A 26,409-nucleotide genomic window follows, 5' to 3' on the forward strand; every position below is an offset into this window, starting at 1 on the left:
TCGGGCGTCGTGGGGATCCGTCAGGTATCGCGGGGATCCGTCAGGGGCTCCCCAGGGCGGTCTGGACGACCTGGTGGGGGCGGCCGCGCCGCACCAGCGTGCCCCGGCCGGGCGGCTGGGCGCTCGCGTACAGCTGCGGGAACAGCTGGCCCTCCGAGCGTTCGCCGTTCATGACGAGCGCGGCGGTGCCCGATTCGCGCAGGGTGGTCAGCAGCGGTTCGTACAGGGCCCGGGAGGAGCCGGCGACGCGGCGGGCGATGACGAAGTGCAGTCCGATGTCCTGGGCGGAGGGCAGGTACGGCACGAACGCCTGGAGCGGCTGCTGTCCGGCGGTGGTGAGGATGTCGTAGTCGTCGACGAGGACCACGATGCGCGGTCCGGCGAAGCCGGGGCCCTCGCCCGGATCGGCGTCGGGGTCGAGGCCGTCCTCGGGGAGCCGCTTGTCGAGTTCCTTGGCGATCCCGGCCGACAGCGCGGCGGCGATCTTCGCGTTGTGCGCGTAGCCGCCCCGGTAGGGCTCGGGAACCACGCCGCGCAGCCCGCGCCGGGGGTCGTAGACGGCGAAGACCAGTTCGTCCTCGCCGTAGCGGGCGATGAGCTGGCGGGCGACGAGGGCGAGGAGGTTGGTCTTGCCGCACTCGTTGTCGCCGAGGATCAGCAGGTGCTGGTCCTGGCCGAACAGGTCGAGGAGGACGGGCGCGAGGACGTCCTGGTCGACGCCGACGGGAATGCGGTGCGGTTCCTCGTCGGCGGAGGGCAGCCGGTCGGCGGGGAGCCGGGAGGGCAGGACGCGTACGGGGGAGGCGAGTTCGCCGTGCCAGGTGGCGCTGACGGTGCCGGCGGCCTCTTCCAGGGCGGCGGCCAGGTCGGTGGTGCCGTCGCGGGAGTCGATGCGCGGCAGCGCGGTCTGGGCGAAGAGCTTGCCGTCGGTGAGGACCCGGCCGGGGGTGTCCGCGGAGATGGTCGCGGACAGTTTGCGGTCGATGGCCGAGTCGGAGGGGTCGCCCAGGCGCAGTTCGACGCGGCCGCCGAAGAGCGACTGGTTGGCGATGCGGACGTCGTTCCAGCGCAGCATGCCGGCGACGACGTGGATGCCGTAGCCGCCGCCGCGCTTGAGCAGGTCGGTGACGGCGTCGTCGAGGGAGTCGAACTCCTCGCGCAGGGCCCCGTATCCGTCGACGAGCAGGACGATGTCGGTGGAGCGGAGCTCGGGCAGCAGGCCCTTGGCGCGCATCGCCCGGAGCTGGTCGACGGAGTCGATGGAGTGCTCGCGGAACAGCTGCTCGCGGACGGCGAGCATGGCCCGTACCTCGGCGACCGTGCGGGCGGCCCGCTCGCGGTCGGCGCGGCCGGCGATGCCGCCGACGTGCGGGAGTCCGGCGAGGGCGGCGAGGCCGCCGCCGGCCAGGTCGAGGCCGTATATCGCGATGTCCTGCGGGGTGTGGGTCAGGGCCAGGGAGAGGGCGAGGGTGCGCAGCAGGGTGGTCTTGCCGGACTGGGGGCCGCCGGTGACGGCGGTGTGCCCGCCGGCGACGGTCAGGTCGAGTTCCCAGGGGCCGCGCCACTGCCGGGCCGGGTCGTCGAGCACGCCGAGCGGTACCCGCAGCGGGGCGCGGCGCGGCTTGTCGAGGGGGCCGGTGCCGCCGGGGCCGAGCCGGAGCCCGTGCTCGGTGACGGACAGGGGGCCGGCGGCGACGTCGAGGGGGATGGCGTCGGGCAGCGGGGGCAGCCAGATGCGGCGGACGGGCGGGGCGGCGTCGGCGAGCTGGTCGACGATGACGGAGAGCACGCTGGGCCCGGTCTCGCGGGCGGTGGCGGTGGGCTTCTCCTCGGCGGGCCCGGCGGGGCCGGTCTCGTCCTGGAGGGTGTTGAAGGTCGGGTAGGCCAGGGCGAGGGGGCCCTCTTCGGCGGCGCCGGGCCCGGCGGCCGGGCCCCGGTAGCGGCCGGAGACGTAGCCGGCCTTGAAGCGGGTGTAGGTGGAGGTGTCCACCTTGAGGTAGCCGAAGCCGGGCAGCGGCGGCAGCAGGAAGGCGTCGGTGGTGTCGAGGACGGTGCGGGACTCGTCGGCGGAGAAGGTGCGCAGGCCGAGCCGGTAGGAGAGGTAGGTGTCCAGGCCCTTGAGCTTGCCGCCCTCGATGCGCTGGCTGGAGAGCAGCAGGTGCACGCCGATGGAGCGGCCGATGCGGCCGATGGACAGGAACAGGTCGATGAAGTCGGGCTTGGCGGTGAGGAGTTCGCCGAACTCGTCGATGACGACGAACAGGTGCGGCAGCGCCTCCAGTTCGGGCTTCTCGGCGCGCAGGACCGCGTAGTGGCCGATGTCGGCTACGTTCCCGGCGTCCTTGAGGACCTGCTGGCGGCGCTTGACCTCGCCGGCGAGGCTGGTGTGGACCCGTTCGACCAGCCCGGCCTGGTTCTCCAGGTTGGTGATGACGCCGGCGACGTGCGGGAGCTTTTCGAAGGGGGCGAAGGTGGCGCCGCCCTTGTAGTCGACGAGGACCATGGCGAGGTCCTCGGGCGCGTGGGTGGCGACCAGGGCGAGGACGAGCGTGCGCAGCAGCTCGCTCTTGCCGGAGCCGGTCGCGCCGACGCACAGGCCGTGGGGGCCCATGCCGAGCTGGGAGGACTCCTTCAGGTCGAGGAGTACGGGGCCGTGGCGGTCGTCGATGCCGACGGGGACGCGCAGGAAGTCCCGCTCGCTGCGGGGCGCCCACAGCCGGTCCACGTCGAGCCGGGCCGGGTCGGTGATGCCGAGCAGGCCCATGAAGTCGACCGTGCCGGAGACGGGGGTGCCCTCGGCGACGGACTCGGCGGACAGCCGCAGCGGGGCGAGCATCCGGGCAAGGCCCTCGGCGGTGGCCGGGCCGAGGGCGTCGGTCAGGCCCTCGGCGGCGGGGGCCTGCGGGGTGCGCAGGTCGCGGACGGTGACGTGGCAGCCGTCGGGGCCGCCGGAGCCGGTGACGGTGATCCGTATCGCCACCTCGTCGGGTTCGTGGACCTGTTCGGCGAGGAGGTGGATGACGGTGGTGTTCATGTCGGCCAGGCCCACCGCGGTGTCGGGGCGGGGCAGTTCGACGGCGTTGCCCCCGTACTCGTCGCTGACGACGAGCAGCCGGCCGGCGAGCCGCAGGGCGCCCCGGTCGGACAGGCCGCGGCGCACCTCGGCGGCGTACGAGGCGCGGCGGCGCAGGTCGGGGGCGAGGACCCCGGCGGCGAGCTGGGGCAGGCTGGGGGCGATCCGTCGGGCGGCGACGGGCCCGTCCTGTTCCTGCTGGTCGAGGACGTGCGGCAGCCACTTGGCCCACTCCCAGTCGTCCAGCCGCTCCCCGGGCACGCCGAGGGCGATGGCCACGTCGTCGGGGGCGTGCAGGACGGCGGTGTGCGCGAGGAGGGCGCGGGCGACGCTCAGGACGCCTTCGCGGTCGCCGATGATGCTGACGTTCCCGGCCCGGTCGAGGGGGACGGTCAGCGGGAAGTCGCTGGCGCGGGCGAAGCGGGCCATGAGGGCGCCGGCCTCGTTGAGCATGAACCGGTCGGGCGGGGTGAGGACGTTCCCGGCGCCCGACGCGAGGGCGATCTCCTGGACGGCGACGGCCCCGGTGCCCAGGCGGGGGCACAGGAAGTCGGCGTCGGTGCGGCGGCGTTCCCACAGCCGCGCGGGGCTGCGTACGAGGTCGTAAAGGGCCTCCGGCGGCGGGTTGAGGCGGCGGGCCTCCTCGCGCAGCGCCTTCTCGCGGGCGCCCAGTTCCTCGCGCTGCTCCTCCAGGTACTCCAGGTAGCGCTCGCGCTGGGCGCGGCGGGTGCGCTGGGCCTTGCCGCGCTGGGACCAGAACAGGGCGATGGCGCCGATCAGCGCGAAGACCAGGACGATCGCGCCGACGGCGGCGAACTGGCTGTTGCGGACGACGGTCATCATCACGACCGAGCCCATGACGCCGGCCATCGGCAGCAGGGCGGTGGCCGGGCTGCCGATCTTCCCCTCGGGGAGGTTCGGCGGGGCTTCGACCAGGCGGGGTTCGCCGGGGGCGAGGGGCAGGGTGCCGCGGGCCGGGCGGTGGACGAGCTGCTGGGTCACCGGGCGCCGCCGGCCGCCGGGAGGGCCACGGCCCGCTGCAGGACCTCGGCGGCCAGCCGGACGGCGGCCTGCCGGGTGCCTTCGCCGAGGAGGTCGGTACGGACGGCGCCGCCGGAGGCGAGGTGGCGGTCGTAGGGCAGGACGACGACGCCGGCGCCGGTGGCGGCGAGCCTCTCGGTGGCCTTGGCGAGGTCGACGGCCGGGTGCGGGGACTGCACGGTGAGCACGACGACCGTGCGGGGCAGGACGGGCACGGGCAGGGAGGCGAGCCAGTCGAGGACGGCGTGGGTGGAGACGAGGCCCTCGGCGGTGGCGGGGGTGGTGAGGACGCGGGCGTGCGCGGTGTCGAGGGCGGTCCGGGCGACCTCGCCGGGAAGGGTCTCGCAGTCGACGACGGTGACGCCGAAGTAGCGGCGCAGGGCGACCATGACGGTCCGGTAGGTGGCGACGTCGACCTGGGCGCCGATGCGGCCCTGGCTGCCGGGCAGCAGCCAGCCGCCGTCGGGGAGCGGGACGAGGTAGCCGGTGATGTCGGTGAGCTGCATGGAGGGGCGGACGATCTGGGCGAGGTCGCCGCAGGTCCAGCGCAGGGACTCGACACCGAGCCGGACGGGCAGGGTGCCGAGGGCGGCGTCGGCCTCCAGGGTGAGCACCGGGTCGTGGCGGAAGTGGTTGTAGGTGCGGCTGAGGAGGGCGGTGACGGTGGTCTTGCCGGAGCCGCCGCGGATGCTGGTGACGACGATGTGCCGCCCGGTGGTGACGGGCTGCTGCACCTGAGCGGCGAGCCCGGTCTCGGCGGCGACGGCCTTGGCGGCGGAGGACCCGAGGGCCCCGCGCAGGGTCCGCAGGGTGCGCCGCATCAGGGGGTCCCCGTGCCGGGGCCGCCCGAGGGGCGCGCCGGCCCCGAGGACGGGCACGGTCTCGGGTGCGGCCCGGCGGCTGGGGCGGGGCTGCGGCTGGGGCTGCTGGTAGGCGGGCTGCTGGTGACGCGGCCCGGGGACGGGCGCTGCGGCCTCCTCCCACGGCCCGGCACCGGCGGCGGACGGCGCGTACGCCTGGCCGGGGGCCGGGTACGCCTCGCCCGGCCGGGGGCCCTGGCCGGGACCCGCTTGCGGGACGGGCCCGCCAGGCGCCGGATACGGCCGGCCGGCGGATGCCGGGAAGGCCTCGCCCGGGCGGGGGCCCTGGCCGGGGGCCGGGTACGCCTCGCCCGGCCGGGGGCCCTGGCCGGGACCCGCCTGCGGGACGGGCCCGCCGGGCGCCGGATACGGCCGGCCGGCGGACGCCGGGAAGGCCTCGCCCGGGCGGGGGCCCTGGCCGGGGGCCGGGGCGCCCGGGCGGGGGCCCTGGCCGGGACCCCGGTCCGCGACCGCCCCGCCGGGGGCCTCGTACGCCTGGCCGGGGGCGGGGCCGCCCGAGGCCGGGAAGGCATCGGCCTGAGCCGGGTGGCCGGTCTGCGGCGGTACGGGGGCGGCGGGCGGGGCGGTCTCCGTCCAGCGGCCGTCACCGGTCGGCGGGGTCGCGGCGGAGGGGCCCGTGCCCGTCAGTTCACCGAGAACGCCGGCCTGCCAGTCGTCCTGGCGGTTCGTGTCTGACATGTCTGAGTCGCAACCCCTACGCGAAGGTGCCGAGCAGCCGCCCGTACACGCCGAACACCCCGATGAGCAGCGGGAACAGCACGATGACCCCGAAGGACTCCGCGGCGTCCCCGAACCGGCGCAGCCGGACCCGTACGTGCTCGGGCGGCTGGACGGCCAGCACCCCGAGCGCCGCCAGGGCCAGCGCCAGCAGCACGGCCAGCGGCCCGGCCGCACCGGCCCGCCCGGCCCACACCAGCAGGGCGGCCACGGTGACGGCGGCCCCCGCCAGCAGCAGCGCGACCACCTCCACGACCAGCGGGAACGCCCGCGCGCGCAGCCACAGCACGGCGGCGACCGCCGAGGCGAGGGAGACCGTCCAGACGTCGGGTTCCGTCAGCGCGAGGACCCCGGCCGCGCCCGCCGAGACGGCGGTGGCGAGGGTGGCCAGGGCCAGGCCCCGGTGGGTGGCGCCGAGGGCGGTGGCGACCTTGTACCGGCTGACGGAGGCCCCGCGGGCCCGCTGGTCGTCGAGCCCGGTGAGCCCGGCCGCGGCCAGCGCGAGCCTCGGCAGCAGTCCGAGCAGGACGACGCAGACCACGGCGAGCACGGCTCCGGTACGGGCGCCCGCGTGCCCCTGGACCAGGGCCACGCCCTCCCAGATCACGGTCAGCCCGGCCACCGCGGCGGCCCCGACGAACCCGCCCCGCCCCAGCCGCGTGAACCACCCCAGCAGCACGAGCCCCACGGCCAGCGCGAGCGCCACGGCACCCAGCCGGCCCATGGCCCCCCAGTGCTGCGCGTCGCCCAGGGTCCACGCCCCGAGCACCCCGACGGTGCCGGCGGTCGCGAGCAGCGCGGCGGCGAGCCCGGAGCCCTTCATCCGGCCCGCGACGGCCCCGGCGATCCCGCACCCGGCGGCGGTCGCCAGCAGCACCCCGGCGACGGTGCCCGGCGCGAACGCGGCCCGGGCGAACCAGCCGGCGACCAGGGCCCACAGCACCATCCCGGCCCCGGCGGTGACCCGCCGCGCGGACGGCCGCCAGCGCCAGGCCCGTACGTCCAGGTCCTCGGCGGCCTCGTCGGTGACGTCGTGCACCACGGGCGCGGACGGCACGTCCTGCACCCGCACGAGCCGCAGGACGGCCCCGTCGGCGACGCCCGCGTCCTCCAGCGAGACCCCGTGCTCCAGTACGGACCCGTCGGCCGTGACCAGATGACGCAGCATCGGCTGCGCGGCCACCCGGTCGTCCAGCATCCGTATGACGTCGGGCAACAGCCGCCCGACAGGCTCCTGGGAGGGCAGGACGAGATCCATCCGCCGCCGCTCACCGACCAGGGTGATCCGGCTGAGTGCTGTACCGCTTCCCGCCCCCATGCTCACCACGCGCTCGAACCTATCACCGAGTACGGACCTGCCCCGGCGTTCCGACCTTGCCGATCAGCCGGTGCGAGACGAACGACCAGCCGACGCAGCCGGCGCACAGCACGGCCGCGATCACCAGCCCGGCGACGGCCTTGCCGATCCGCTCGTCGGCCACCCGCCGGCCCCGCTGGGCCCCGAACAGCACGGCGTCCCGCAGCCTGCGCCGCCGCACCGCGACGGACTCCAGCAACTGGCTGTCGTAGTCCTCAGCCGCCACCCCGGCCTCCCTTCTCCCTGTCGGCCCCGAACGCTAGTAGGCCCCTGGCGACGGCGAAACCCGCTCCTCCGGCTGCGCCGCACGGCCGGCTACAGCAAGTCGGTGAGATCGGTGCCCCGGCCGTCGACGAGTTCCACGCCCTCAAGCCCGTAAGCCTTGGCCATGCCGAAATAGCCGGGTTCCCCCGGCTCGGCCTCGACCCCCAGCAACGCGTCGAGCTCCCGCAGCGCCGCGGCGAGGCGGGGAGCGTTGCGCGCGTGCACGGCGGGATGCGGATTGCCGCGGAAGTCGCAGGTGGCCCACACGTCATGGTGCACGGACACCTCCGCCGACGGTCCGATGGCGTCCGGCGACACCAGGAGCTCGACCAGGCGCTCCTCCCGGCGGGCGGTCCCCTCGGCGTCGAACCACACGCCCGTTCCGACCACGACGAACCCCGTCATCTCCGCGCGGGGGTGCCCGACCGGCCGACAGCCGCGGATCTCGTCCGCGAGCTTCTCATCACCCAGGGACCTGCTGACGAGGCTCAGCCCGCTGTCGATGCCGAGACCGCCCTTGCCGACCTCGAACCAGCTCCACTCCAGGGCGTGTGGATCGAGCAGACCGTGTGCGGACAGGACGGCGGACATCCGTGCGGCCGTCGCGAGCGCCGGCTCCAGTCCGGGCTCGATCACGTCGGGCCTCCGTGACGTCGGCTTCGCGTTCGGGCGCCATCTTGCCCAAGGGCCGCTGCGCGATCTTGTCGCCCTCCAAGTGGACAGGCGGGTTGTCGGGGTCGGCACCCTCAGTACCTCCCGGAGAGGTCCTCGAGCGCGTCCAGCGAGGCCGCCTCGTGCACGACCGCCCCGACGGACGCGCCGTCCCCGGTCCTGCCGAGGCAGCCCTCCAGCGCCTCCAACGCCCCGCAGGGCCGCCCGGAACCACAACAGCCACGGCACGCCCGCCCCGAAGGCGGCTCGGCGTCGAGCACGGGGGAGGGCTCCCAGAACCACTCCCCCACCGGCTCGGTCGTGATCACGGACCCTCCCCATCGGCGTGGCCGGTCTGAACGGCGCTCCCTGCCCGGCCACGCACGTCACACCTCAAGCGCCTCGGCTCAGCTCCACGGCAGGGTCGCCGGGCGGCGATGCCAGTACCACGCCGCCGAGGCGAAGTCCCCGGCGTCCTTTTCGAGAGCGCCGGCGAGCGCGCGGCCCCCGTCCTCTGCCGTGTGCTCCCGGAACGCCGCGTCCAGGGACTCCACCGCGACGACCACGGACGCCCGCTCGTCGGCGACGAGCCCCTCGATCACCGCGCTCAGCCGATCACGGTTCTCCAGGTCCTCCCGGTACATGTCGGCCCCGTACCAGCCCGCAGGCGGCCAGCCGGTGGCCATCCGCGAGATGAGCGCCTCCCACAGCCACACGAGCGTCCGCGCCTCACCAGCCGGGCTGTGCCGGTCCGCATCGGGCAGAAGAGCGTCCGCCACCGGCGTGGAAACCGGAAGCTCCCGCGCGACCTCGGGGAGTCCCGCAACCACCGCGTGGGGGAACCCGGCCACGGCCACCTGGGTGGTCGAGACCGTGCAGCCGGCCTCCTCACCCTCCAGCTCCTCGACGCGGGCGAACGTGGTGAGACCCTCGGGCGTCACGACCCGGTGGATCGACGGAGCTCTGCCCCAGGACACCAGCACCGGCGTGGCCAACGCGCGCGCCAGCGCGGCGGCGAGATCCTCCTCCGCGGGCTGGTCGGGCACCTCCTCCGCCCCGTACACGCTCAGCTGACCCGGCAGGTCACCCGGCAGGAGCTCGTAGTCACAGGTGACGGTCGCGTCCCAGTTCCGGTCGTCCATCTCACTGGCCGGGGAGACGTCCACCGACTGCAGGGGCACCCGGAAGGTCTCCGCGAGCACACGGGCGACCACTTCCGGCTCCGGTGCCGCTGCGGTCAAGAATCCGTACATCACCCGTAGTACTCCCTGTAGAGGTCGATCATCCGCTGAACCTTCTCCGGATTCTCCTTGAACTTCGGCGCGTTCTTGAACATCTTGTCGACCTTGCTCAGGTCTCCGTCCGCCCTCATGATCGCCTTCATCGCCTCGAACTCCACGCGGTCGAGGTTGATGAGTCCGGGACCCGACACGGGGAAGGTACGCCCGGTCTGTTCCACACCGTAGCTGCGCCCGTTGACCGTGTAGGTCTGCTTCACCGGGTCGAAGTCGGCGCGTCCGGCCGCGATCTCTGCGATGTCCTGCCTGACCAGTTCCTTGGTCTCCGGCAGGATGATGGTGTTCTTCGTGTCCACCTGACCGCCCCTGATGCCGCTCAGGTTGTGGCGGGAGTTGGGGTACATCAGGTTCTTGCCCTTGGCCGTACCGACGATGTCGTCGCCGGCCGGCCAGGACTCCTCCGGCTTCCTCACCTTGGCGGGGGGCTCGGCCTCGCCACCGGGGCTTCCGCCGCCGGGGCTCCCGCCGCCGGGCGTGCCCGTCCCACCGTGATCGCCCTGGTGCGGGACGGTCGGACCGTCACCGTGACCACCGCCGGTGGAGTGGGTGTCGCCGTGACCGTCGCCGGTGGTGGGGGTGTTGTCGGTGGTGTGGTGGCCCCCCGTGGTGCCGCCGGGTTCGGTGTGGCTGTTGTGCGGGGTGTGGTCGACGGTGCCGCCCGGGGTGTGGGTGGTGGCCTCGGCGGTGTGGGACGGGCCGCCGACGGTGACTTCCTGGTGCTTGGGTGCGCCGACCGTGACTTCCTGGTGCTTGGGGATTTCGGCCAGGGGGTGGTCGGGGCCCTTGGGGACCGAGGTGAGGTCCTGTTTCGGCAGGCCCTGGTGGTCGAGGAGCTGGTGGGTGGTCTTGTCGTAGAACTGGGGGCGGCCGAGCGCGTCGTCCGGGAGGCGGACGGTGTCTTCGGGGTGGGGGAACGTGATCCCGGGCATGTCGGCCTTGGGCAGGTCCTTCCACACCACGTCGGTGATCTTCGGGAACGCCCCGTCGACCTTGCCGAAGTTCGCGAACAGGTCCCCGACCTTGACCTTGGCCAGGGAGCCGGCCTTGCCGATGTAGGTCATCGGGTCGATCAGCCGCCCGGCCTTCCCGGCCACGCTGATGACCTTCGCGACCGTGCCCGCCTTCGCGGCGGTACCGGCGCCGCCGGTGAAGACGGTGGTCAGGACGTTGAAGGTGACCGCGCCGGCCGCGCGGGCGGGGTTCTTGCCCCACTCGTCCCAGGCGACCAGGGCCTTGCCGGTTTCCTTCACCGCCGTGCGCGAGTCACGGATCCAGCCGGGGAGGTCCTTGTCGTCGGCGAGCCAGAACGCCGTGCCGACGCCGGGGATGGAGGCGATCGCCAGACCGGTGGCCAGCTTGGCCAGACCCGTCCAGGCCTGCCCGGCCTTGTCCCAGCCGTCCACACCCACCAGCGTGCCCAGGCCCCGGATGGTGCCCCAGATCCCGTCGACGATCAGGCCGTCCCACACGAACGACTTGACCCAGTAGCCGATCTCCCACGCCCGGTGGGTCTCCTCCAGCTGCGAACCCCACGGCAGGTCCTGGGCCTTGTTGAGGTCCTCGCCCTTGTAGCCGTACATGTTGGCCCCGTGCGACCCGTCGTCGGCGACGAGCGGCGCGGCGCAGTACAGGGCGCGGATCTTGTTCGCGCAGGTGCGTTCGGCCGCCCAGAACGCGGAGACCGCGGCGTTGACGTCGTGGATCAGATCGTTGTTCTCATCGATCTTGTCCCCGTCGTCCTTCCAGTGCGCATCCCCGCTGATCTTGCTGCTGAACGTGGTCGCCTTCGCCTGGAGTTCCTTCAGCCGCGCCACGATCGGCCGGGCCTCGGTGATGTACTCGCCCAGCGCTTTGGCGGCCGATTCCAGCTGGTCGGCGAAGAAGTCGCTGTCGGTCTTGACCGGCTTGGTCGTCGCGAACAGCTTCTCCGCCTCCGGGGCGGAGTAGAACGCGGACAGGCCCTGGAACTCGGAGTCCACGTTCGACCCGGCGTCACGGAACGTCCCGGCCGCCGTGGCGATCGCCGTCTTGTTCTTCTCCAGCTCGTCCAGGTCACCCGTGAACAGCGGAATCGTGCACGGATTGATCGGTACGTGGTCGGTCACTTCTTCTCCGCCCCCGGAAGGTCGACCTTCGGCTCCTTCAGCGCCTCGCGCTGGGCGTTCTCCGCCTGCTCGATGTTGCCGTGGACGTACGCCGTCGTGGCCTTGATGGCCCCGTTGAGGGAGGCCTCCGTGCGGGCCGAGATGAAGCCCAGCCGCTGTTGGTGGGAGGCCATGAGCTCGCCCAGCGCGCCGGCGATGGGGCCCATGCCGCCGCTCTCGCCGGCGCCTCCGCCGGGGGTGACGGTACCGGCGTGCTTGGCCGCCTCCGGCAGCTCCTTCTGGAGCGACGTGCCCGCCTTCTGGAAGCCCTCGGCGGCGGTGATCGTCTTGTTGACGACGCCCTGCACGCCGGACGGTTTGATGTCCCAGTCCATGACCTACCCCCGTGTCCCGTGTCCCTGCTTCCGTTCCGGGCGGCGTCAGCCGATGTTGTCGACCGCCGCCTTGGCCTTCGCGAGCGTCGCCTGCGCGGTGGCGTCGTTCTGCTCCAGCGTGGTGCGCACGAGGCGGATGATGTCGCGCACCTCGTTGGCAGCCTTGTGCCAGCGGAGTTCCTTGCCGTGGTACTCGTCCGAGACGCCGTCGGCCTTGAACTCGGCCATCGCCGCCTTCACCGCCGTCTCACGCTCGCCGAGCACCCGCTCCAGCTGGCCGATGATCGCGCCGAGGCCACCCTGGACCTCCACGGAGGCGCCGACGTCGTACGAGGTGCGGTCCTGGTTCTGTCCCATGTCTCCTCGATCCCCCGGGTTTCAGCGGGCGCCGAAACGGGCTGCGTCGAAGTTGGCGGAGCCCATGTTCTGGTGGGCGTTGTCACCCTGCTCCTGGTCACCGGCGGTGAAGGAGGTGTCCATGCCGCGCTGGCCGCCGAGGATGGCGCGCAGCGAGCCGTTCAGCTCCGCGGTGATGGCGTCCGAGCGCCGCTTGAACGAGTCGAACGCGGTCCGGCCGACCCCGTTGAACTTGCCCTCCAGCGGGTCGGCGGCCGCGATCAGCAGCTTGATCAGAGTGCCGAGGTCGTCGCTGGAGCCGCTCGTGGCCTTGCCCAGCTCGGACAGCGTCGTGCTGCCCATGTCGAACTTCATTCGCCCACCCCTGACGTGTTGAGCCGTCACTTGCGTGCATCCCTGTCTACCGAAGGGACGTTGCGAACACAAAGACGGTTTCAGCTGGCCGGAACCTCTGGCCGAAAATCGACTCGGCGGCGTTTCACGCCATCCAGCGGTCGGGTCTCGCCGTCGCACGGGAGGTGCGGGAACGGTTCGCCTGGGCGTACAGCAGTGCCCCGGCCTCGTCCGCCGCGCGGAGCCGGGCGGTGACGGTGTTGCCGGCGCCGGTGTCCACGTGCACGTCAGCCACCCCGCGCATCCGCTCCCAGGGACCCTGCGTACGGCGCACGCTCTGCACTTTCGCATGCGGAACGATCTCCGTACGCCGGCAAAGCCGCCCGCGCCGGGCCGCGAAGAGCTCCTGCGAGACGGCCAGCCCGTACCCCTTCCACCACACCGGGACCACCCACCGCGCCCCGCGGCGCGGGGACGGCGCGAAGGCCAGGGCCGCCGGGTCCGCACCCGGCAGCACGCGGGCGATCAGGGCGTGGGCGGCCTCCCGGCCGGCGACCGGGACCAGGATCCCGTTCTTGGAGCCCGCCACGTTCAGCTCCACCCGCACCCAGCCGCGCCGCCGCCACAGCAGCGGCTCCACGATCCGCACGGTCTGCACGCGTCCCGGCGGGACGGTCTCGTGGGCCCGGTCGAGCAGCCCGTGGTCCAGGCGCAGCCCGTCGGGGGACTCGGCGACCCGCCAGTCGTACCCGGCGAGGAAGCGGGCCGCGCTGCCCTTCCAGCCGGCGCCCAGCAGCGGCAGCAGGGCGACCAGGGTCGCCCAGGGGTTGGAGCTGAGGGTCCACACGAGCACCGGGCCGCCGAGCCCGGCGGCGATGGCGGCCCACGCGTCGAGGCTGAGCAGCAGGGAGACCACCAGGTCCCGGACCGGGACCCGCAGCAGTTCCCGCTCGGGGGCCTCGCCGAGGGCGGTGGCCTCGGCGGGGGCGAAGCCGGCGGCCCGGGCCAGCAGCTCGGCGCGCAGGGCGACGGCGTCGCGCTCGGCGAGGAAGGCCAGCTCGTCCTTGTCCTCGGTGCCGATGACGTCGATGCGCAGCGCGGCGACCCCGGCCACCCGGGCCAGCAGCGGCCGGGTGACGTCGATGGCCTGGACGCGGTCGAGGCGGATGTGGGCGGTGCGCCGGAAGAGCAGGCCGGTGCGGATGCGCAGCTCGGTGTCGGTGACGGCGTAGTGGGTGAACCACCAGCTGAGGAAGCCGTACGTGCCGAAGACGAGGACCAGCCCGGCCAGGACCGCCAGGCGCAGCCACACGGGCAGGGCCAGCGCCCACTCCTGGGCCCGTTCGCCCTGCTGGGCGACGAGGCCGGCGGTGGCGCCGACCGGCACCCAGGCCCGCCGCAGCGGGGTCAGGACGTGCAGCCGCCGTTCGGTGCCCGGCGGGGGCGGGGTGGGGCCGGTCACAGGCCGGCCGATCGGGCCTCACCGAGCTCCGCCAGCCGGTCCCGGAGGCGCTGCGCCTCGTCCGGGGCCAGGCCCGGGATCTTGGCGTCGGTGGCCGCGGCGGCCGTGTGCAGCTGGACGGAGGCCAGCCCGAAGCGGCGCTCCAGCGGGCCCGAGGTCACCTCGACCAGCTGCATCCGTCCGTACGGGACGACCGTCTCCTCCCGCCAGAGCACCCCCCGGCTGATCAGCAGGTCGTCGGCGCGTTCGGCGTAGCGCCAGGAGCGCCAGTTCCGCCCGAGCAGCACCCAGCCCCAGACCAGCGGCAGCAGCCATATCGCGCCGAAGGCCGCCCATCCCGCTCCGGCGAACAGCCCCAGCGGGAGGGCGGTCGCCGACGCGAGCACGGCCGTCCACACCACCAGCAGCAGCCTCCGGAGGGACAGGAGCCCACCCGGCAGTGCGGCCCATGCGGGCCGGTCCGTCTCACCCGTCGTCCCCGTTTCCATGGCCCCAGCGTAGGGCTGCGACAATGCGCCCATGACGGAGACCACGGTCGGCATCGGCGGCGCGGCGGAGAGCACCGACATGGTGCTCAACATCGGGCCTCAGCACCCTTCCACCCACGGCGTGCTGCGGCTGCGGCTCGTCCTGGACGGCGAGCGCATCGCCAGTGCGGAGCCCGTGGTCGGCTACATGCACCGTGGCGCGGAGAAGCTGTTCGAGGCCCGTGACTACCGCCAGATCGTCATGCTCGCCAACCGCCACGACTGGCTGTCCGCGTTCTCCAACGAACTCGGCGTGGTCATGGCCGTCGAGCGGATGCTGGGCATGGAGGTCCCCGAGCGGGCGGTGTGGATGCGCACGCTCCTCGCCGAGCTGAACCGGGTCCTGAACCATCTGATGTTCCTCGGGTCCTACCCCCTGGAGCTGGGCGGCATCACCCCGATCTTCCATGCGTTCCGGGAGCGCGAGGAGCTCCAGGCCGTCATGGAGGAGATCTCCGGCGGCCGCATGCACTACATGTTCAACCGGGTCGGCGGCCTGAAGGAGGACCTGCCGGCCGGCTGGCTCGGCCGGGCCCGGGCGGCGATCGCCGACGTCCGCACCCGGATGGACGTCTACGACAAGCTGGTCCACGGCAACGAGATCTTCCGCGGCCGCACCCGCGGCATCGGCGTCCTGTCGGCGGAGGCGGTGCACGCGTACGGGGTCTCCGGCCCGATCGCCCGCGCCTCCGGCGTGGACTTCGACCTGCGCCGCGACGAGCCGTACCTGGCGTACGGGGAGCTCCAGGACGTCCTGAAGGTGGTCACCCGGACCGAGGGCGACTGCCTGGCCCGCTTCGAGGTGCTCCTCGACCAGACCCACAACGCCCTGGACCTGGCGGTGGCCTGCCTGGACCGGATGGCGCAGCTGCCGCCGGGGCCGGTCAACCAGCGGCTGCCGAAGGTGCTGAAGGCACCCCAGGGCAGCACGTACGCCTGGACGGAGAACCCGCTCGGCATCAACGGCTACTACCTCGTCTCCAAGGGCGAGAAGACCCCGTACCGGCTGAAGCTGCGCAGCGCCTCCTTCAACAACATCCAGGCCCTGGCGGTGCTGCTGCCGGGCCAGCTGGTCGCGGACATGGTGTCGATCCTGGGCTCGCTGTTCTTCGTGGTCGGCGACATCGACAAGTAGGCCGGCGGCCCGGACCTGACGGTCGGCGGCCGATCGCCGCCGGGCCGGGGCACGGGCGCCCTACCGTCGCCCGTATGACCACAGTCACCCGAGACGACCTCACCGGCTACCTCCGCAGAATCGGCGTCGCCGATCCCGGCTCCCCCTCCGTGGAGGGGCTGTACGCCCTCGCGCGCGCCCACGTCGAGCGCGTGCCGTTCGAGAACCTCGACATCCAGCTGGGCCGGCCGCCGGGCATCGACCCGGCGTTGTCCGTGCGCCGGATCGCCGCCGGGCACGGCGGGTACTGCTTCCACCTCAACGGGGCCTTCGCCGCGCTGCTGGAGGGGCTCGGGTACGACGTGACCCGCCACCTCGGCGGCATGCACGCCGACCCGGAGGCCCGGGACGCGGGCGGCGACCACCTCGCCCTGACCGTACGGGTCGGGGGGCGGGAGCACTTCGTGGACGTCGGCATGGGCGACGGCCCGCTCGAGCCGCTGCCGCTGCGCGCGGGCGCGTACGAGCAGGGCTTCGCATACCGGCTGGAGCCGCTGGCCGTGACCTGGGACGAGGGCGCGAGCGAGGGCGACGGCTGGAGCCTGCGCCGGGACGGGGTGCCGACGCCGCGCATGAACTTCCGCTCGGCGCCCGCCTCCATGGCCGGTTTCGAGCCCGCGCACCGGTGGCTGTCCACCGCCGAGGAGTCTCCGTTCCGGCAGTCTTTCGTGATGCTCCGGCGCACCGGGCGGGGCATCGACAGGCTGCACGGCCGGATGCTGATCCACACCGCGGTGGACGGTGCGCGCACCGTCCGGGAGCTCACCGGCGCCGACGAGTTCTACGGGGCCGTCGAGGAGGTCTTCGGCCGGGCCCTGGACGACGTCACCCCGGAGGACCGCGCCGCCCTGTGGGACCGGGTGACCCGGGCGCACGAGGCGTGGCGGGCGGGCCAGGCCGCGCCCGCGGCCGCGGCCGCCGGCTGAGGCGACGGGCCGGCGGGGTGGATGCCGGCGGGACAGGGCAGACTTGGGGCATGTCCGCTTCCCCCCGACGGGCCTGCCCCGCCTGCGGCCGCGACTGCGCGGTGACGGCCGGCCGGATCGCCCGCCACGACCCTCCGGCGGGGCGCCGGGCCGGCCTGGTCTCCTGCCCCGGCTCCCGGGCGCGCGTGGTGCTGGGCGCCTGCGCCCCGACCCTGGACGGCTTCGCCCTGGGCCCGCACCCGGGCCAGCTCCCGCTGTTCTGAGCGCCCGGGTCTAGGCCCCTGCCGCCACCGCCTTCGGCGCGCCCAGCAGGCCGAGCAGGCGGGCGGTGCCGTCGGCGCCGAAGCCCGCGTCGACCCCGCGCCGGTACAGCTCGGCGTGGGCGGCGAGGATCCCGGTGTCCACGCCGGAGGCGGCGGCCGTGTGCAGGACGTGCTCCAGGCTCGCCGCGCACATCGCGAGGCGGGCGTGGGTGCCGTCGTGGTCGTCCGCGTCGGCGAGCGGCGCGGAGCCCTCGTAGAAGCCGCGCATGCTGTCGGCCGTGTAGCCGGCGTAGGGGAGGATGTCGGCGGCCGTCAGGCCGTTGGCGCGGGCGACGGCCACGGCCTGGTACCAGCCCGTGTACGCGGTCCAGAACATGATCATGTTGAGCTGGTAGTACAGCTGCGCGTGGCCGGGGTCGGCGCCGCGGTAGTCGGTGGCGGCGAGGACGTCGAGAGCGGCGCGGTGCTCCGCGTAGACCTCCTCGGGGCCGCTGATGAAGATCGAGGCGCCCTCCTGGCCGATGCCGGCCGGCGGGACGTTGACCCCGCCGGTGAGGTAGGAGGCCCCGCGCTCCCGGGCCCACTCTGCGGCGGCCCGCGCCTTCTGCGGGACGTCGGAGGACAGGTTGGCCAGCACCCGGCCGTCGAGGTCGGCGTCGTCGAGCGCGGTGTACACGGCGTCCACGTCGATGAGGCTGACGATGCTCAGCGGGGCGGCCGCGACGGCCTCGGCGGCGGTGGCGGCCCGCCGTGCGCCACGGGCCAGCAGGGCGGAGTCCTTGCCGGGGCTGCGGTTCCAGACGGTGACGGCGTAGCCGGCGTCGAGGTAGGCGGAGGCCATGGCCTGGCCCATGGGGCCGAGGCCGATGATCGAAACCTGGTTCATGACGGAGTTCTCCCCACGCAGTAGGACTAGAACGAACGCTCTATCCAGCGCTCGGGACGAACGTAGCACGGGACTAGAACGAGCGCTCTATCCAATTCCGGGGGTAGACTCCCCCGCATGGCAGCGACAGCGGCGGGCACGACGAAGCGGCAGCAGCACAAGCAGCAGGCGGAGGCGGGGACGCGCGACCGCCTGGTCCGCACCGCCTCCCGCCTGATGCAGCACGGCGGTTACGAGAGCACCCCCGTCAAGCAGCTCGTCCGCGAGGCGGAAGCCACGCTGGGCTCGCTCTACCACTTCTTCCCGGGCGGCAAGCAGGAGCTCGCGGTCGCCGCGATCGGCTACGGCGACGGGGAGTTCGCGCAGATGCTGCGCGCGGCGCTGGACTGCGACCCGGACGCGGCGCGGGCGCTCGAGGCGACGGCCGGGGTGCTGGCGGACGCCCTCGCGGCATCGGACTGGCGCGACGGCTGTCCGGTCACGGCCACCGCCCTGGAGTCGGTCGGGCGGCTGCCCGAACTCCAGGAGGCGTGCGCGGCTTCCTTCGGGCGCTGGCAGGAACTGGTGGCGGCGAAGCTGCGGGCCTCCGGCATCCCGGAAGAGGACTCCCGCGACCTGGCGGTCACGGTGATCGCCACCCTGGAGGGCGCGGAAATGACCTCCCAGGTCACCCGCTCCCGCACCCCCCTCCTCCTGGCGGGCCGCCACCTCGCCCGCCTGGTGGAGTCGTACACGAACGGCCCCGCCGGCGTCTGAGAGCGCCGGGGGTCCGGGGGCGGAGCCCCGGAGAGCGGGTGGGGGGCGGGGCGGGGAGACTGCTCCGCGCGGCGGTATCCCGCAGGGGGCCCGGCTAGGAGATGGCGGTCCTCAGCCGGACCACGTCGATCGGCTCGGTCTCGTCGTGGGCCGTCAGGTCGATCACCTGGCCGGCCGCCTCCTGCTGCTCCGGCGTCACCGGCTTGAACTCCGGTCCGGCCCCGGCGTCCGCGGACTCCGCCTTGTGCGCGGCCAGCGCCTCCGCGCCGACCACGTCCGCCAGGTCCTCGTTCTGCACGGACTCGATCGCGGCCCGCGCCTGCGCGGTGTTCTTCGTGCCGAAGAAGTCGAAGCCCCCCTCGACCCGCGAGGCCGTACGCCGCTGGGCCGCGTACGGGGCCACCGGCGCGGCCGGGCGCCGCGCCGGCACGGGGGCGGCGGCCGCGGGGGCCTCGGTACGGGCGTGCGCGGAACCGCCCGCCGGGGCCAGCGCCTTCGGGGCCGCGGCGGCGGCCTCGGCGGCCGCCCGGGCCTCGGACTTGCGCAGCAGCGCGGTCATCGCCGCGTTGGCGCGGGCGTAGCCCACCGCGGTCGGCGCCCCGCTGCCGGTCCGCTCCTGCGACACCGCCGGGAGCTCCTTCGGGGTCCCCGCGTTCTCCAGCGCCAGCAGCCGCCGCTTCTCCAGCGCGCTGGCCCGCTCGGTCTCGGCGGTGGCGTACCGGCGCAGCAGCGCCGCGTGCTCCCCGCGCAGGCCCGCGAGTTCGACCCGCTTGGCCCGCAGCTTCGCGTCCAGCTTGGCGCGCAGCACGCGCGCTTCCTCCAGGTCGGACTCGAGCTCGGCTATCCGCTCGTCCGTCTTCCACTCGTCCTTGACCCGCTCGCGGGCCAGCTCCGCGACCCGGCGGCCGGCCGCCCGGTCCCAGGAGCGCATCAGGACGGCGCCGCCGGCGCCCGCGGCCGCCGTGAGGGCCACGAGCAGGCGCAGCGCGAGGGGTTCCGCGAGGAGCCAGGCCGCGCCGGCGCTGGCGACGGAAACCCCGCCGACGGCCGTCGGCGTGAGAAGTCGGTGCAGGGGCTCGGGATTGCGGTGACGTCCACGGGGCATGGCCTGAAATTTACAGGGCGTGGGCCTCGTGTGGAGTACCCGCCCGGCAATCTCTGCCGGACGGTTACCGCACAATTCGCCATCGATCCCGTAACTGCTACTTCGTCAGGAGCCCCTTGGACTCCAGATAGGCCTTCGCGACGTCCGCCGGCTTCGCCCGCTCGGCGTCCACCTTGCGGTTCAGTTCGACGAGGTCGGCGGTGGTGAGCACCTTGGTGAGGTCGGCCAGGGCCATCGCGACCTCCGGGGAGCCGGCGCGCTTGACGTTGACCACCGGCAGGACGTTGTCGGCGTTCTGGAGCTTCTTGTCGTCCTCCAGCAGGACCAGACCGTAGCCGTCCAGCGTGGCGTCGGTGGTCGTGGTCAGCACGAGCTGGTCGGCCCCGTCCTTGACCGCCTGCTTGGCCTGCGGGGTGCCGACACCCTTGGGGTCGATACCGGAAACCTGGATTCCGTACGTCTTCTCCAACCCGGGTGCGCAGAAGGGGCGTACGGAGCATTCGTCCCCGGCGGCGATCTTCACCTTCAGCCCCGACTTGCCGAGATCGGAAAGCGTCTTGAGATTGTTCTTCTGGGCGAATTCCCTGCTCACGGCGAAGGCGTTCTGATCGACGGCCTCGCCGGCCTCCAGGGGCTTGATGCCGAGCGGGCCCGCGAGCTTGTCCAGCGCCGCCACGGTGGCCTTCGCGTCGCTGGAGGCCACCGGCTTGTCCTTGGGCGCGTCCTTGCCGTTGACCTTGGCGTTCAGGAACTCGGCGAGCGTGGCCGCGTACTCCGGGACCACGTCGATCTCCCCCTTCTCCAGGGAGGGTTCGTACAGCTCGCGGTTGCTGACCGTGGTGATGGAGGCGCTGAAGCCGGCCCGCCTGAGCAGCTGCCCGTAGAGCTCGGCCAGGACGTTTGACTCGGTGAACCCGGCCGCGCCGATCACCAGCTTCCCCTTGCCGCCCCCGGCGGCCGACGCGGGGGCGGAGGAACCGCCGTCCTTGCTCTTCTCCAGGCTGTCGCCCCCGCACGCGGTGAGCGAAACGGTCAGGGCCACCGCGCCCAGGGTCGCGCCGAGGATGCGCGTGGACTTGCTCATCATGCTCCTTGGAGATCAGGGGGAAGCTACGGAAGAAGGGGCGGGAGCTCAGCGCGGCGCCGGGCGGCCGCGCCGCAGCAGCAGCCGGTCCGCCGCCACCAGAAGGCCCTCCACCAGCAGGGCCAGCAGCGCGACCAGCAGGGCGCCCGCCACCACCTGCGGGGTGTCGTACGTGTTGAAGCCGGCGGTGATGATCCGGCCCAGGCCGCCCTGGCCGACCATCGCGGCGATCGTGGCGGTGGCGATGACCTGCACGGCGCCCGAGCGCAGCCCGGTCATCACCAGCCCCCGGGCCAGCGGCAGTTCCACCCGCCAGAACAGCTGCCGGCCGGACATGCCCATGCCCCGGGCCGCCTCGACCACCGAGCGGTCCACCTCGCGCATGCCCACGTACGCGTTGGTCAGCAGCGGCGGCACGGCGAACAGCACCAGGGCGACGACGGTCGGCAGGTAGCCGGCGCTGCGCAGCGGCGAGACCATGAACAGGGCCAGCACGGCGAACACGGGCACGGCCCGTCCCGCGTTGGAGAGGTTCACGGCGAGCGCCCCGCCCCGGCCGACGTGCCCGAGCCACAGTCCCACGGGCAGGGCCACGGCGCAGGCGACGCCCAGGGCGATCCCGCTGACCAGGAGGTGTTCGGCGAGCCGGTGCCAGACACCGTTCTCCCCCGACCAGTTGGCGCCGTCGCCCAGCCAGTCGAAGGTCCTGCCCAGGACTCCTCCCACGGCTCAGACCCCCTTCGCCCGGGCCGGGCGGCCGGCGCGGGTCCAGGGCGTGAGCAGCCGCTGGAGCCCGAGCAGCAGGAGGTCGGCGACCAGGGCGAGCAGGACGCACAGCACGGAGGCGGTGAGCACCTGCGCCTTGAAGGAGCTGTTCACGCCGGGGGCGATCAGGTTGCCCAGGCCGCCCTTGCCGACGATGGAGCCGACGGTGGTCAGCGCCACGGTGGAGACGGTCGCGATCCGCACCCCGGCGAGCAGCGCGGGCAACGCCAGGGGGAGTTCGACCTGCCACAGCAGCCGGAGGGGGCCGTAGCCCATGCCGCGCGCGGCCTCCCGCACCTCCTCGGGGACGGCTTCCAGGCCGGCCAGGAGGTTGCGGACCAGGATGGTCAGCGAGTACAGCACCAGGCCGGTCACCACGAGCGCCGCCGAGAGCCCGAAGAAGGGCAGCAGCAGGGAGAACATGGCGAGGGAGGGGATCGTGTAGAGCAGGGTGGTCAGGCCGAGGACGGGGGCCGCCCAGCGGCGGCCGCGGCGGGCCAGCAGCGCCAGCGGGACGGCCACGGCGACACCGATGAGCACCGAGACCGCCGTGATCCAGACGTGTTCGAGGGTGGCGTCGGCGAGTTCCGGGGCGCGGGAGGTGACGTAGTCCCAGCAGATCCAGTCGTTCGCCACCAGGCAGTTCCGTGCCGCCACACCGCTCACCCCCCTTCCCTGCTCGCACACGCGTACCCGAAGACCCGGCCAGTGTGACCATAACCCCCAGCACCCGCTCTGGCCGGAATCATTCGCACACGTGCAACACTCCCCTCACAAAGCCTTCGCCCATGCGTGCGCACCGGTGGGGGAGGATGGCGGGGTGATCCGATTCGAGCATGTGACCAAGCGGTACCCCGACGGGACGACGGCCGTGGAGGACCTGTCGTTCGAGGTCGCGGAGGGCGAGCTGGTCACCCTGGTGGGCCCGTCGGGCTGCGGCAAGACGACCACGATGAAGATGGTCAACCGCCTCATCGAGCCCACCTCGGGCCGGATCCTGCTGAACGGCGAGGACATCTCCGCCGCCGACCCGGTCGAGCTGCGGCGCCGCATCGGGTACGTCATCCAGCAGGTCGGGCTCTTCCCGCACAAGACGGTGCTGGAGAACACGGCGACCGTGCCGCAGCTGACCGGCACCCCGAAGGCCAAGGCCCGCGCCCGGGCGGCCGAGCTCCTCGAACTCGTCGGACTGGATCCGGCCGTCTTCGGCGGCCGCTACCCCGAGCAGCTCTCGGGCGGGCAGCGCCAGCGCGTCGGGGTCGCCCGGGCCCTCGCGGCGGACCCGCCGGTGCTGCTGATGGACGAGCCGTTCGGCGCGGTGGACCCGGTGGTGCGCGAGCGGCTCCAGAACGAGTTCCTCGCCCTGCAGAACACCGTCCGCAAGACGATCCTGCTGGTCACCCACGACCTGGAGGAGGCCGTCCGGCTCGGCGACCGGATCGCGGTCTACGGGGAGGGCACCATCGAGCAGTTCGCCCGCCCGGCGGCCGTCCTCGGCGCGCCGTCGACCGACTACGTGGCCTCCTTCGTCGGCGCCGACCGGGGCCTCAAGCGGCTCGCGGTCACCCCCGTCGGGGAGGCCGACCTCACGGCGGCGCGGGACGGCGAGGCGCCGGCCGCGTCCGTGGCACTGGGGGCCTCGCTGCGGGAGGCCCTGGCGGCCCTGCTCCAGGAGGACGCGGGCCGCATCGGGGTCACGGACCCGCAGTCCGGGGCACTGGTCGGCGTACTGACCCCGGAAGGCGTCCACCGGGCGCTGCGCCGGGCCGAGCCGCCCGCCGCATGACGGCATGACGAAGGGCCCGACGGACGTCGGGCCCCGGTGGTGCGCGGGCGGGAACCGCCCGGTACTGCTTCCCGGCCTCAGGCCTGCATGCGGCTGCTCATCCACACCAGCATCGGCGGGATCTCGCGGCGCCAGGTGTTGAAGTTGTGGCCGCCGCTGTCGAGGATGATCGAGGAGACCCGGTCCGGACCCTTGACCAGCTTGATGAACTTCTTGGTGTCGTGCAGGTTGTCCTCGCCCTTCTCGCTCGTGGTCACGAGGAAGGAGGTGCCGGTGGGCTTCTTGTTCTCCACGCTCCACAGCACGTCCGCGGCCTTCTTCAGCTTCTCGTCGCCGCGGAAGAGGTCACCGGTCGTCGGGTCGTCCGCCGCCTTGTAGTACGCGGACAGGCCCGCGGCGGCGCCGAAGACCTGCGGGTGGTGCGCGGCGATCTTCAGGGCGCAGTAGCCGCCCGTGGAGTTGCCGATGAAGCCCATGTTCTGCGGCTTCTTGCCGACCCGGAAGGTACCCTGGATGGCCTGCGGCAGGTCCTGCGCGAAGAAGGTCTCCGTCTGCGGGCCGCCCGGTATGTCCACGCACTCGGTGTCACGCGGCGGCGCGATGGTCGGGCGCAGCATCACCAGGATCATCGGCTTCATCTTGCCCTGCTTGGCCTGCTTGAAGGCCGTCATGGGGTAGTTCAGCCCTTTGATCAGGTTTTCGGCCGTACCGGGGTAACCCGTCAGAACGATGGAGGCGGGAAAGTTCTTGTCCTTGTGCTGCGGCTGGAAGTACTCCGGCGGCAGCCAGACGTAGCCGGGACTCGTTATCTTCGACTTCTGCCCGGTGATGGCGACCTTCAGGATCTGACCACCGACCTGGGGCTGGCCGCCCCCGGGGACGTCCAGCTTCTGCTTGTCGAGGACCTTGATGTCCTTGCTGCTCATCGAGTGGTCGACGACCTTGCCGATGGCCGTCTGCTGGCCGAACAGGTCGGCCCAGGAACCGTAGAAGAGGAACGACTTGTTGGCGGCGAGACCGACGGCCGAGAACAGCGCCAGCTGGGTCGCGAGCAGGAGGCCGATCCGGCCGAGGACCGACCGCCAGGTGCGGCCCGAGAGCTTCGGCCAGAGCCAGACCGTCACCGCGAACAGCGCTACACCGGCGATGATGGCCAGGACCAGAACGGCATTACTGGTGAGACCCATGAGCAGTCAGTCGACTTTCTGATGGCAGGACTGGATTTTTCCGACGGAAGAGTGAACCCGCTCCTCCTCGATGTCGTCCTAGTGGACGCACCACACCCCGGAGGCTGTCGCGGCCTTCGGCCACATGATCTCTCGCGGAGCAACGGGAAGCGATGTCTAGCAGGATAGATGGCGATAAGTCGGGACAGGTTCCGAGTAAGGTCCGGCGAATCTTCCGCGGACCCAGGCCGGAGTCGGTGCCCGGCCTCGTAGGTACGGCCGTCATGATCGTCGGCCTTCTGGACATCGCGGCGGGCGTCTTCCCGCGATTCCGCCACAGCCGGTTCCACGCGGTCACCGAGGTGCTGCCCGGCTCCCTGGGCCCCTTCGCCGCGGCCCTCTCCATCAGCGCGGGCGTCCTGATCCTGCTGCTCGCGCACGGACTCAAGCGGAACAAGCGGCGCGCCTGGCGCGCCGCCGTCATCCTGCTGCCGGCCGGTGCCGTCGCGCAGTTCGCCTACCGCCACTCGTTCGTCAGCGTGGTCATCTCGGCGGTGCTGCTCGCACTCCTCGTACGCCACCAGGGTGAATTCAAGGCCCTGCCGGACCCGCGCAGCCGCTGGAAGGCACTCGCGAACTTCGTGCTGATGAGCGCCGGTTCCATCGGCCTGGGCCTGGTCATCGTCAACGTCCACCCGAACAAGGTCGTCGGCCACCCCAGCCTCTACGAGCAGATCACCCACGTGGTCTACGGCCTCTTCGGCTTCGAAGGCCCGGTCGACTACGCGGGACGGGTGAGCTGGACCGTCGGCTACTCCCTCGGCGCCCTCGGCATGCTGACCGCCGTCACCACGATCTACCTCGCCTTCCGCCCCGAGCACCCGGCCGCGCAGCTCACCGCGGACGACGAGGCCAAGCTGCGCGAGCTCCTCGCCAAGCACGGCGGCCGCGACTCCCTCGGCCACTTCGCGCTGCGCCGCGACAAGGCCGTCGTCTTCTCCCCCAGCGGCAAGGCCGCCGTCACCTACCGCGTCGTCTCCGGCGTGATGCTCGCCTCCGGCGACCCCGTCGGCGACGTCGAGGCCTGGCCCGGCGCCATCGAGCGGTTCATGGAGGAGGCCAAGGCCCACTCCTGGACCCCGGCCGTCGTGGGCTGCAGCGAGACCGGCGGCGAGGTCTGGACCCGCGAGACGGGCCTGGACGCCCTGGAGCTCGGCGACGAAGCCATCGTCGACGTCAAAGACTTCTCCCTCGCCGGACGCCCCATGCGCAACGTCCGCCAGATGGTGAAGCGCATCGAGCGCAACGGCTACACCACCAAGGTCCGCCGGGTCAGCGAGCTCAACGAGTTCGAGCTGTCCCAGGTGCGCGGCGCCGCCGAGGCCTGGCGCGGCACGGACACCGAGCGCGGCTTCTCCATGGCCCTGGGCCGGATCGGCGACCCGGACGACGGCGACTGCATCATCGCCACCGCGCACCGCGTGGAGGAGGGCGACAGCAGCCCCTTCGGCGACCTCAAGGCCATCCAGCACTTCGTGCCGTGGGGCAAGGACGGCATGTCGCTGGAGATGATGCGCCGTGACCGCGGCGCCGACCCGGGCATGAACGAGCTGCTGATCGTCGCCGCCCTCCAGCAGGCCCCCGAACTGAAGATCGAGAAGGTCTCGCTGAACTTCGCGATGTTCCGCGCGGCCCTGGCCCGCGGCGAGAAGATCGGCGCCGGCCCGGTCCTGCGCGCCTGGCGCAGCCTGCTCGTCTTCCTCTCGCGCTGGTTCCAGATCGAGTCGCTGTACAAGTTCAACGAGAAGTTCCGCCCCCGCTGGGAGCCCCGCTTCATGGTCTACCGGCACCACCGCGACCTGCCGCGCATCGGCTTCGCCGTGATGCAGGCCGAGGGCTTCGTCACCCTGGCCATCCCCCGCCTCTTCGAGAGCCGCCGCCGCCCGAAGAAGCCCCGCCCCTGCGCCCATGCGCACGCCGAGATCCCCGCCCAGCCGGACCGCGAGGTCCAGGCGGCCTGACCGCCCGGCACCCCGAACGCCCCCGCGCCCACCAGGG

General features: G+C 73.1%; 25 protein-coding genes. 6 read left to right on the forward strand and 19 right to left on the reverse strand.

Annotated elements, in window-relative coordinates; translation table 11 throughout:
* Positions 1–40 precede the first annotated feature (40 nt).
* The 13 genes from eccCb to B4U46_RS15920 form a co-directional block, all read right to left on the reverse strand.
* Complete coding sequence (gene eccCb / locus B4U46_RS15860) at positions 41–4,075, reverse strand: type VII secretion protein EccCb (RefSeq protein WP_079428021.1); 4,035 nt, start codon at positions 4,073–4,075, stop codon at positions 41–43.
* Positions 4,072–5,673 carry a hypothetical protein gene (locus B4U46_RS37395; protein WP_079428023.1) on the reverse strand — a complete coding sequence of 534 codons (1,602 nt, stop codon included), beginning with the start codon at positions 5,671–5,673 and terminating at the stop codon, positions 4,072–4,074. The genes eccCb and B4U46_RS37395 overlap by 4 nt, the downstream gene beginning before the upstream one ends.
* Before the next feature lie 16 nt (positions 5,674–5,689).
* Positions 5,690–7,030: a type VII secretion integral membrane protein EccD gene (gene eccD, locus B4U46_RS15870; RefSeq protein WP_167747643.1), complete on the reverse strand. Its 1,341-nt coding sequence runs from the start codon at positions 7,028–7,030 to the stop codon at positions 5,690–5,692.
* A 22-nt stretch (positions 7,031–7,052) separates the two neighbouring features.
* On the reverse strand, positions 7,053–7,295 hold the full coding sequence (locus tag B4U46_RS15875; RefSeq protein ID WP_079428026.1) for a hypothetical protein: 243 nt from the start codon (positions 7,293–7,295) through the stop codon (positions 7,053–7,055).
* Between the two features lie 89 nt (positions 7,296–7,384).
* A complete protein-coding gene (locus B4U46_RS15880; RefSeq protein WP_079428028.1) occupies positions 7,385–7,969 on the reverse strand; it encodes a hypothetical protein in 585 nt (194 codons plus the stop codon).
* A 110-nt stretch (positions 7,970–8,079) separates the two neighbouring features.
* Positions 8,080–8,313 (reverse strand): hypothetical protein, encoded by a 234-nt coding sequence (locus B4U46_RS15885; RefSeq protein ID WP_079428030.1) that lies wholly within the window; start codon positions 8,311–8,313, stop codon positions 8,080–8,082.
* 78 nt (positions 8,314–8,391) lie between these two features.
* A complete protein-coding gene (locus B4U46_RS15890) occupies positions 8,392–9,237 on the reverse strand; it encodes a hypothetical protein (RefSeq protein ID WP_123995746.1) in 846 nt (281 codons plus the stop codon).
* A complete protein-coding gene (locus tag B4U46_RS15895) occupies positions 9,237–11,387 on the reverse strand; it encodes a hypothetical protein (RefSeq protein WP_079428034.1) in 2,151 nt (716 codons plus the stop codon). Before B4U46_RS15895 ends, B4U46_RS15890 begins: the two co-directional genes overlap by 1 nt.
* Positions 11,384–11,761 carry a DUF6507 family protein gene (locus tag B4U46_RS15900; protein WP_079428036.1) on the reverse strand — a complete coding sequence of 126 codons (378 nt, stop codon included), beginning with the start codon at positions 11,759–11,761 and terminating at the stop codon, positions 11,384–11,386. The genes B4U46_RS15895 and B4U46_RS15900 overlap by 4 nt, the downstream gene beginning before the upstream one ends.
* A 45-nt stretch (positions 11,762–11,806) precedes the next feature.
* Positions 11,807–12,118 (reverse strand): pore-forming ESAT-6 family protein, encoded by a 312-nt coding sequence (locus B4U46_RS15905; protein WP_079428038.1) that lies wholly within the window; start codon positions 12,116–12,118, stop codon positions 11,807–11,809.
* A gap of 21 nt (positions 12,119–12,139) precedes the next feature.
* Positions 12,140–12,472 (reverse strand): hypothetical protein, encoded by a 333-nt coding sequence (locus tag B4U46_RS15910; protein WP_079428041.1) that lies wholly within the window; start codon positions 12,470–12,472, stop codon positions 12,140–12,142.
* A 124-nt stretch (positions 12,473–12,596) separates the two neighbouring features.
* Complete coding sequence (locus B4U46_RS15915) at positions 12,597–13,925, reverse strand: PH domain-containing protein (protein ID WP_079428044.1); 1,329 nt, start codon at positions 13,923–13,925, stop codon at positions 12,597–12,599.
* Complete coding sequence (locus B4U46_RS15920; RefSeq protein ID WP_079428046.1) at positions 13,910–14,401, reverse strand: PH domain-containing protein; 492 nt, start codon at positions 14,399–14,401, stop codon at positions 13,910–13,912. The genes B4U46_RS15915 and B4U46_RS15920 overlap by 16 nt, the downstream gene beginning before the upstream one ends.
* A gap of 31 nt (positions 14,402–14,432) precedes the next feature.
* Between B4U46_RS15920 and B4U46_RS15925 the strand changes: the two genes are divergently transcribed.
* The 3 genes from B4U46_RS15925 to B4U46_RS15935 all read left to right on the forward strand — a co-directional run bounded on the left by B4U46_RS15925 (position 14,433) and on the right by B4U46_RS15935 (position 16,803).
* The gene (locus B4U46_RS15925; protein WP_079428048.1) at positions 14,433–15,575 is read left to right on the forward strand and encodes an NADH-quinone oxidoreductase subunit D; all 1,143 of its coding nucleotides are present in this window, start codon (positions 14,433–14,435) and stop codon (positions 15,573–15,575) included.
* Between the two features lie 74 nt (positions 15,576–15,649).
* A complete protein-coding gene (locus tag B4U46_RS15930) occupies positions 15,650–16,540 on the forward strand; it encodes an arylamine N-acetyltransferase family protein (protein WP_079428050.1) in 891 nt (296 codons plus the stop codon).
* A gap of 50 nt (positions 16,541–16,590) precedes the next feature.
* Positions 16,591–16,803, forward strand: coding sequence for a hypothetical protein (locus tag B4U46_RS15935; RefSeq protein ID WP_079428052.1), 213 nt, complete (start codon positions 16,591–16,593; stop codon positions 16,801–16,803).
* 10 nt (positions 16,804–16,813) lie between these two features.
* Here the strand turns inward: B4U46_RS15935 and B4U46_RS15940 are convergent, their stop codons facing one another.
* Positions 16,814–17,689 carry an NAD(P)-dependent oxidoreductase gene (locus B4U46_RS15940; protein ID WP_079428054.1) on the reverse strand — a complete coding sequence of 292 codons (876 nt, stop codon included), beginning with the start codon at positions 17,687–17,689 and terminating at the stop codon, positions 16,814–16,816.
* A gap of 117 nt (positions 17,690–17,806) precedes the next feature.
* Between B4U46_RS15940 and B4U46_RS15945 the strand changes: the two genes are divergently transcribed.
* Positions 17,807–18,445, forward strand: coding sequence for a TetR/AcrR family transcriptional regulator (locus B4U46_RS15945; RefSeq protein WP_079428056.1), 639 nt, complete (start codon positions 17,807–17,809; stop codon positions 18,443–18,445).
* A gap of 94 nt (positions 18,446–18,539) precedes the next feature.
* Here B4U46_RS15945 and B4U46_RS15950 read toward each other — a convergent pair whose 3' ends face one another.
* The 4 genes from B4U46_RS15950 to B4U46_RS15965 all read right to left on the reverse strand — a co-directional run bounded on the left by B4U46_RS15950 (position 18,540) and on the right by B4U46_RS15965 (position 22,056).
* Positions 18,540–19,550 (reverse strand): hypothetical protein, encoded by a 1,011-nt coding sequence (locus B4U46_RS15950; RefSeq protein ID WP_079428064.1) that lies wholly within the window; start codon positions 19,548–19,550, stop codon positions 18,540–18,542.
* A gap of 97 nt (positions 19,551–19,647) precedes the next feature.
* On the reverse strand, positions 19,648–20,634 hold the full coding sequence (locus B4U46_RS15955) for an ABC transporter substrate-binding protein (RefSeq protein WP_079428066.1): 987 nt from the start codon (positions 20,632–20,634) through the stop codon (positions 19,648–19,650).
* A gap of 48 nt (positions 20,635–20,682) precedes the next feature.
* A complete protein-coding gene (locus tag B4U46_RS15960; protein ID WP_079428068.1) occupies positions 20,683–21,360 on the reverse strand; it encodes an ABC transporter permease in 678 nt (225 codons plus the stop codon).
* Between the two features lie 3 nt (positions 21,361–21,363).
* Positions 21,364–22,056, reverse strand: coding sequence for an ABC transporter permease (locus tag B4U46_RS15965; protein WP_079431790.1), 693 nt, complete (start codon positions 22,054–22,056; stop codon positions 21,364–21,366).
* Positions 22,057–22,219: 163 nt separating this feature from the next.
* On the opposite strand from B4U46_RS15965, the gene B4U46_RS15970 reads away from it, so the two are divergent.
* Entirely contained in the window at positions 22,220–23,185 is a 966-nt protein-coding gene (locus B4U46_RS15970; RefSeq protein WP_079428070.1) for an ABC transporter ATP-binding protein, read from the forward strand.
* Positions 23,186–23,262: 77 nt separating this feature from the next.
* Here the strand turns inward: B4U46_RS15970 and B4U46_RS15975 are convergent, their stop codons facing one another.
* The gene (locus B4U46_RS15975; protein ID WP_079428073.1) at positions 23,263–24,372 is read right to left on the reverse strand and encodes an alpha/beta hydrolase; all 1,110 of its coding nucleotides are present in this window, start codon (positions 24,370–24,372) and stop codon (positions 23,263–23,265) included.
* Between the two features lie 152 nt (positions 24,373–24,524).
* Here B4U46_RS15975 and B4U46_RS15980 point away from each other — a divergent pair, with 152 nt between their 5' ends.
* Positions 24,525–26,372 (forward strand): phosphatidylglycerol lysyltransferase domain-containing protein, encoded by a 1,848-nt coding sequence (locus tag B4U46_RS15980; RefSeq protein ID WP_079428075.1) that lies wholly within the window; start codon positions 24,525–24,527, stop codon positions 26,370–26,372.
* Positions 26,373–26,409: the final 37 nt, after the last annotated feature.

The organism is Streptomyces katrae (assembly GCF_002028425.1).
Lineage (GTDB): Bacteria > Actinomycetota > Actinomycetes > Streptomycetales > Streptomycetaceae > Streptomyces > Streptomyces katrae_A.

What these genes read in the sequence shown, in the direction of transcription:
- B4U46_RS15950 (WP_079428064.1), bottom strand. Translation starts at nt 19,550, where the DNA reads ATGCCCCGTGGACGTCACCGCAATCCCGAGCCCCTGCACCGACTTCTC.
- B4U46_RS15905 (WP_079428038.1), bottom strand. Translation starts at nt 12,118, where the DNA reads ATGGGACAGAACCAGGACCGCACCTCGTACGACGTCGGCGCCTCCGTG.
- B4U46_RS15900 (WP_079428036.1), bottom strand. Translation starts at nt 11,761, where the DNA reads ATGGACTGGGACATCAAACCGTCCGGCGTGCAGGGCGTCGTCAACAAG.
- B4U46_RS15955 (WP_079428066.1), bottom strand. Translation starts at nt 20,634, where the DNA reads ATGAGCAAGTCCACGCGCATCCTCGGCGCGACCCTGGGCGCGGTGGCC.
- B4U46_RS15945 (WP_079428056.1), top strand. Translation starts at nt 17,807, where the DNA reads ATGGCAGCGACAGCGGCGGGCACGACGAAGCGGCAGCAGCACAAGCAG.
- B4U46_RS37395 (WP_079428023.1), bottom strand. Translation starts at nt 5,673, where the DNA reads ATGTCAGACACGAACCGCCAGGACGACTGGCAGGCCGGCGTTCTCGGT.
- B4U46_RS15930 (WP_079428050.1), top strand. Translation starts at nt 15,650, where the DNA reads ATGACCACAGTCACCCGAGACGACCTCACCGGCTACCTCCGCAGAATC.
- B4U46_RS15910 (WP_079428041.1), bottom strand. Translation starts at nt 12,472, where the DNA reads ATGAAGTTCGACATGGGCAGCACGACGCTGTCCGAGCTGGGCAAGGCC.
- B4U46_RS15975 (WP_079428073.1), bottom strand. Translation starts at nt 24,372, where the DNA reads ATGGGTCTCACCAGTAATGCCGTTCTGGTCCTGGCCATCATCGCCGGT.
- B4U46_RS15940 (WP_079428054.1), bottom strand. Translation starts at nt 17,689, where the DNA reads ATGAACCAGGTTTCGATCATCGGCCTCGGCCCCATGGGCCAGGCCATG.
- B4U46_RS15925 (WP_079428048.1), top strand. Translation starts at nt 14,433, where the DNA reads ATGACGGAGACCACGGTCGGCATCGGCGGCGCGGCGGAGAGCACCGAC.
- eccD (WP_167747643.1), bottom strand. Translation starts at nt 7,030, where the DNA reads ATGGGGGCGGGAAGCGGTACAGCACTCAGCCGGATCACCCTGGTCGGT.
- B4U46_RS15935 (WP_079428052.1), top strand. Translation starts at nt 16,591, where the DNA reads ATGTCCGCTTCCCCCCGACGGGCCTGCCCCGCCTGCGGCCGCGACTGC.
- B4U46_RS15980 (WP_079428075.1), top strand. Translation starts at nt 24,525, where the DNA reads ATGTCTAGCAGGATAGATGGCGATAAGTCGGGACAGGTTCCGAGTAAG.
- B4U46_RS15920 (WP_079428046.1), bottom strand. Translation starts at nt 14,401, where the DNA reads ATGGAAACGGGGACGACGGGTGAGACGGACCGGCCCGCATGGGCCGCA.
- B4U46_RS15890 (WP_123995746.1), bottom strand. Translation starts at nt 9,237, where the DNA reads ATGTACGGATTCTTGACCGCAGCGGCACCGGAGCCGGAAGTGGTCGCC.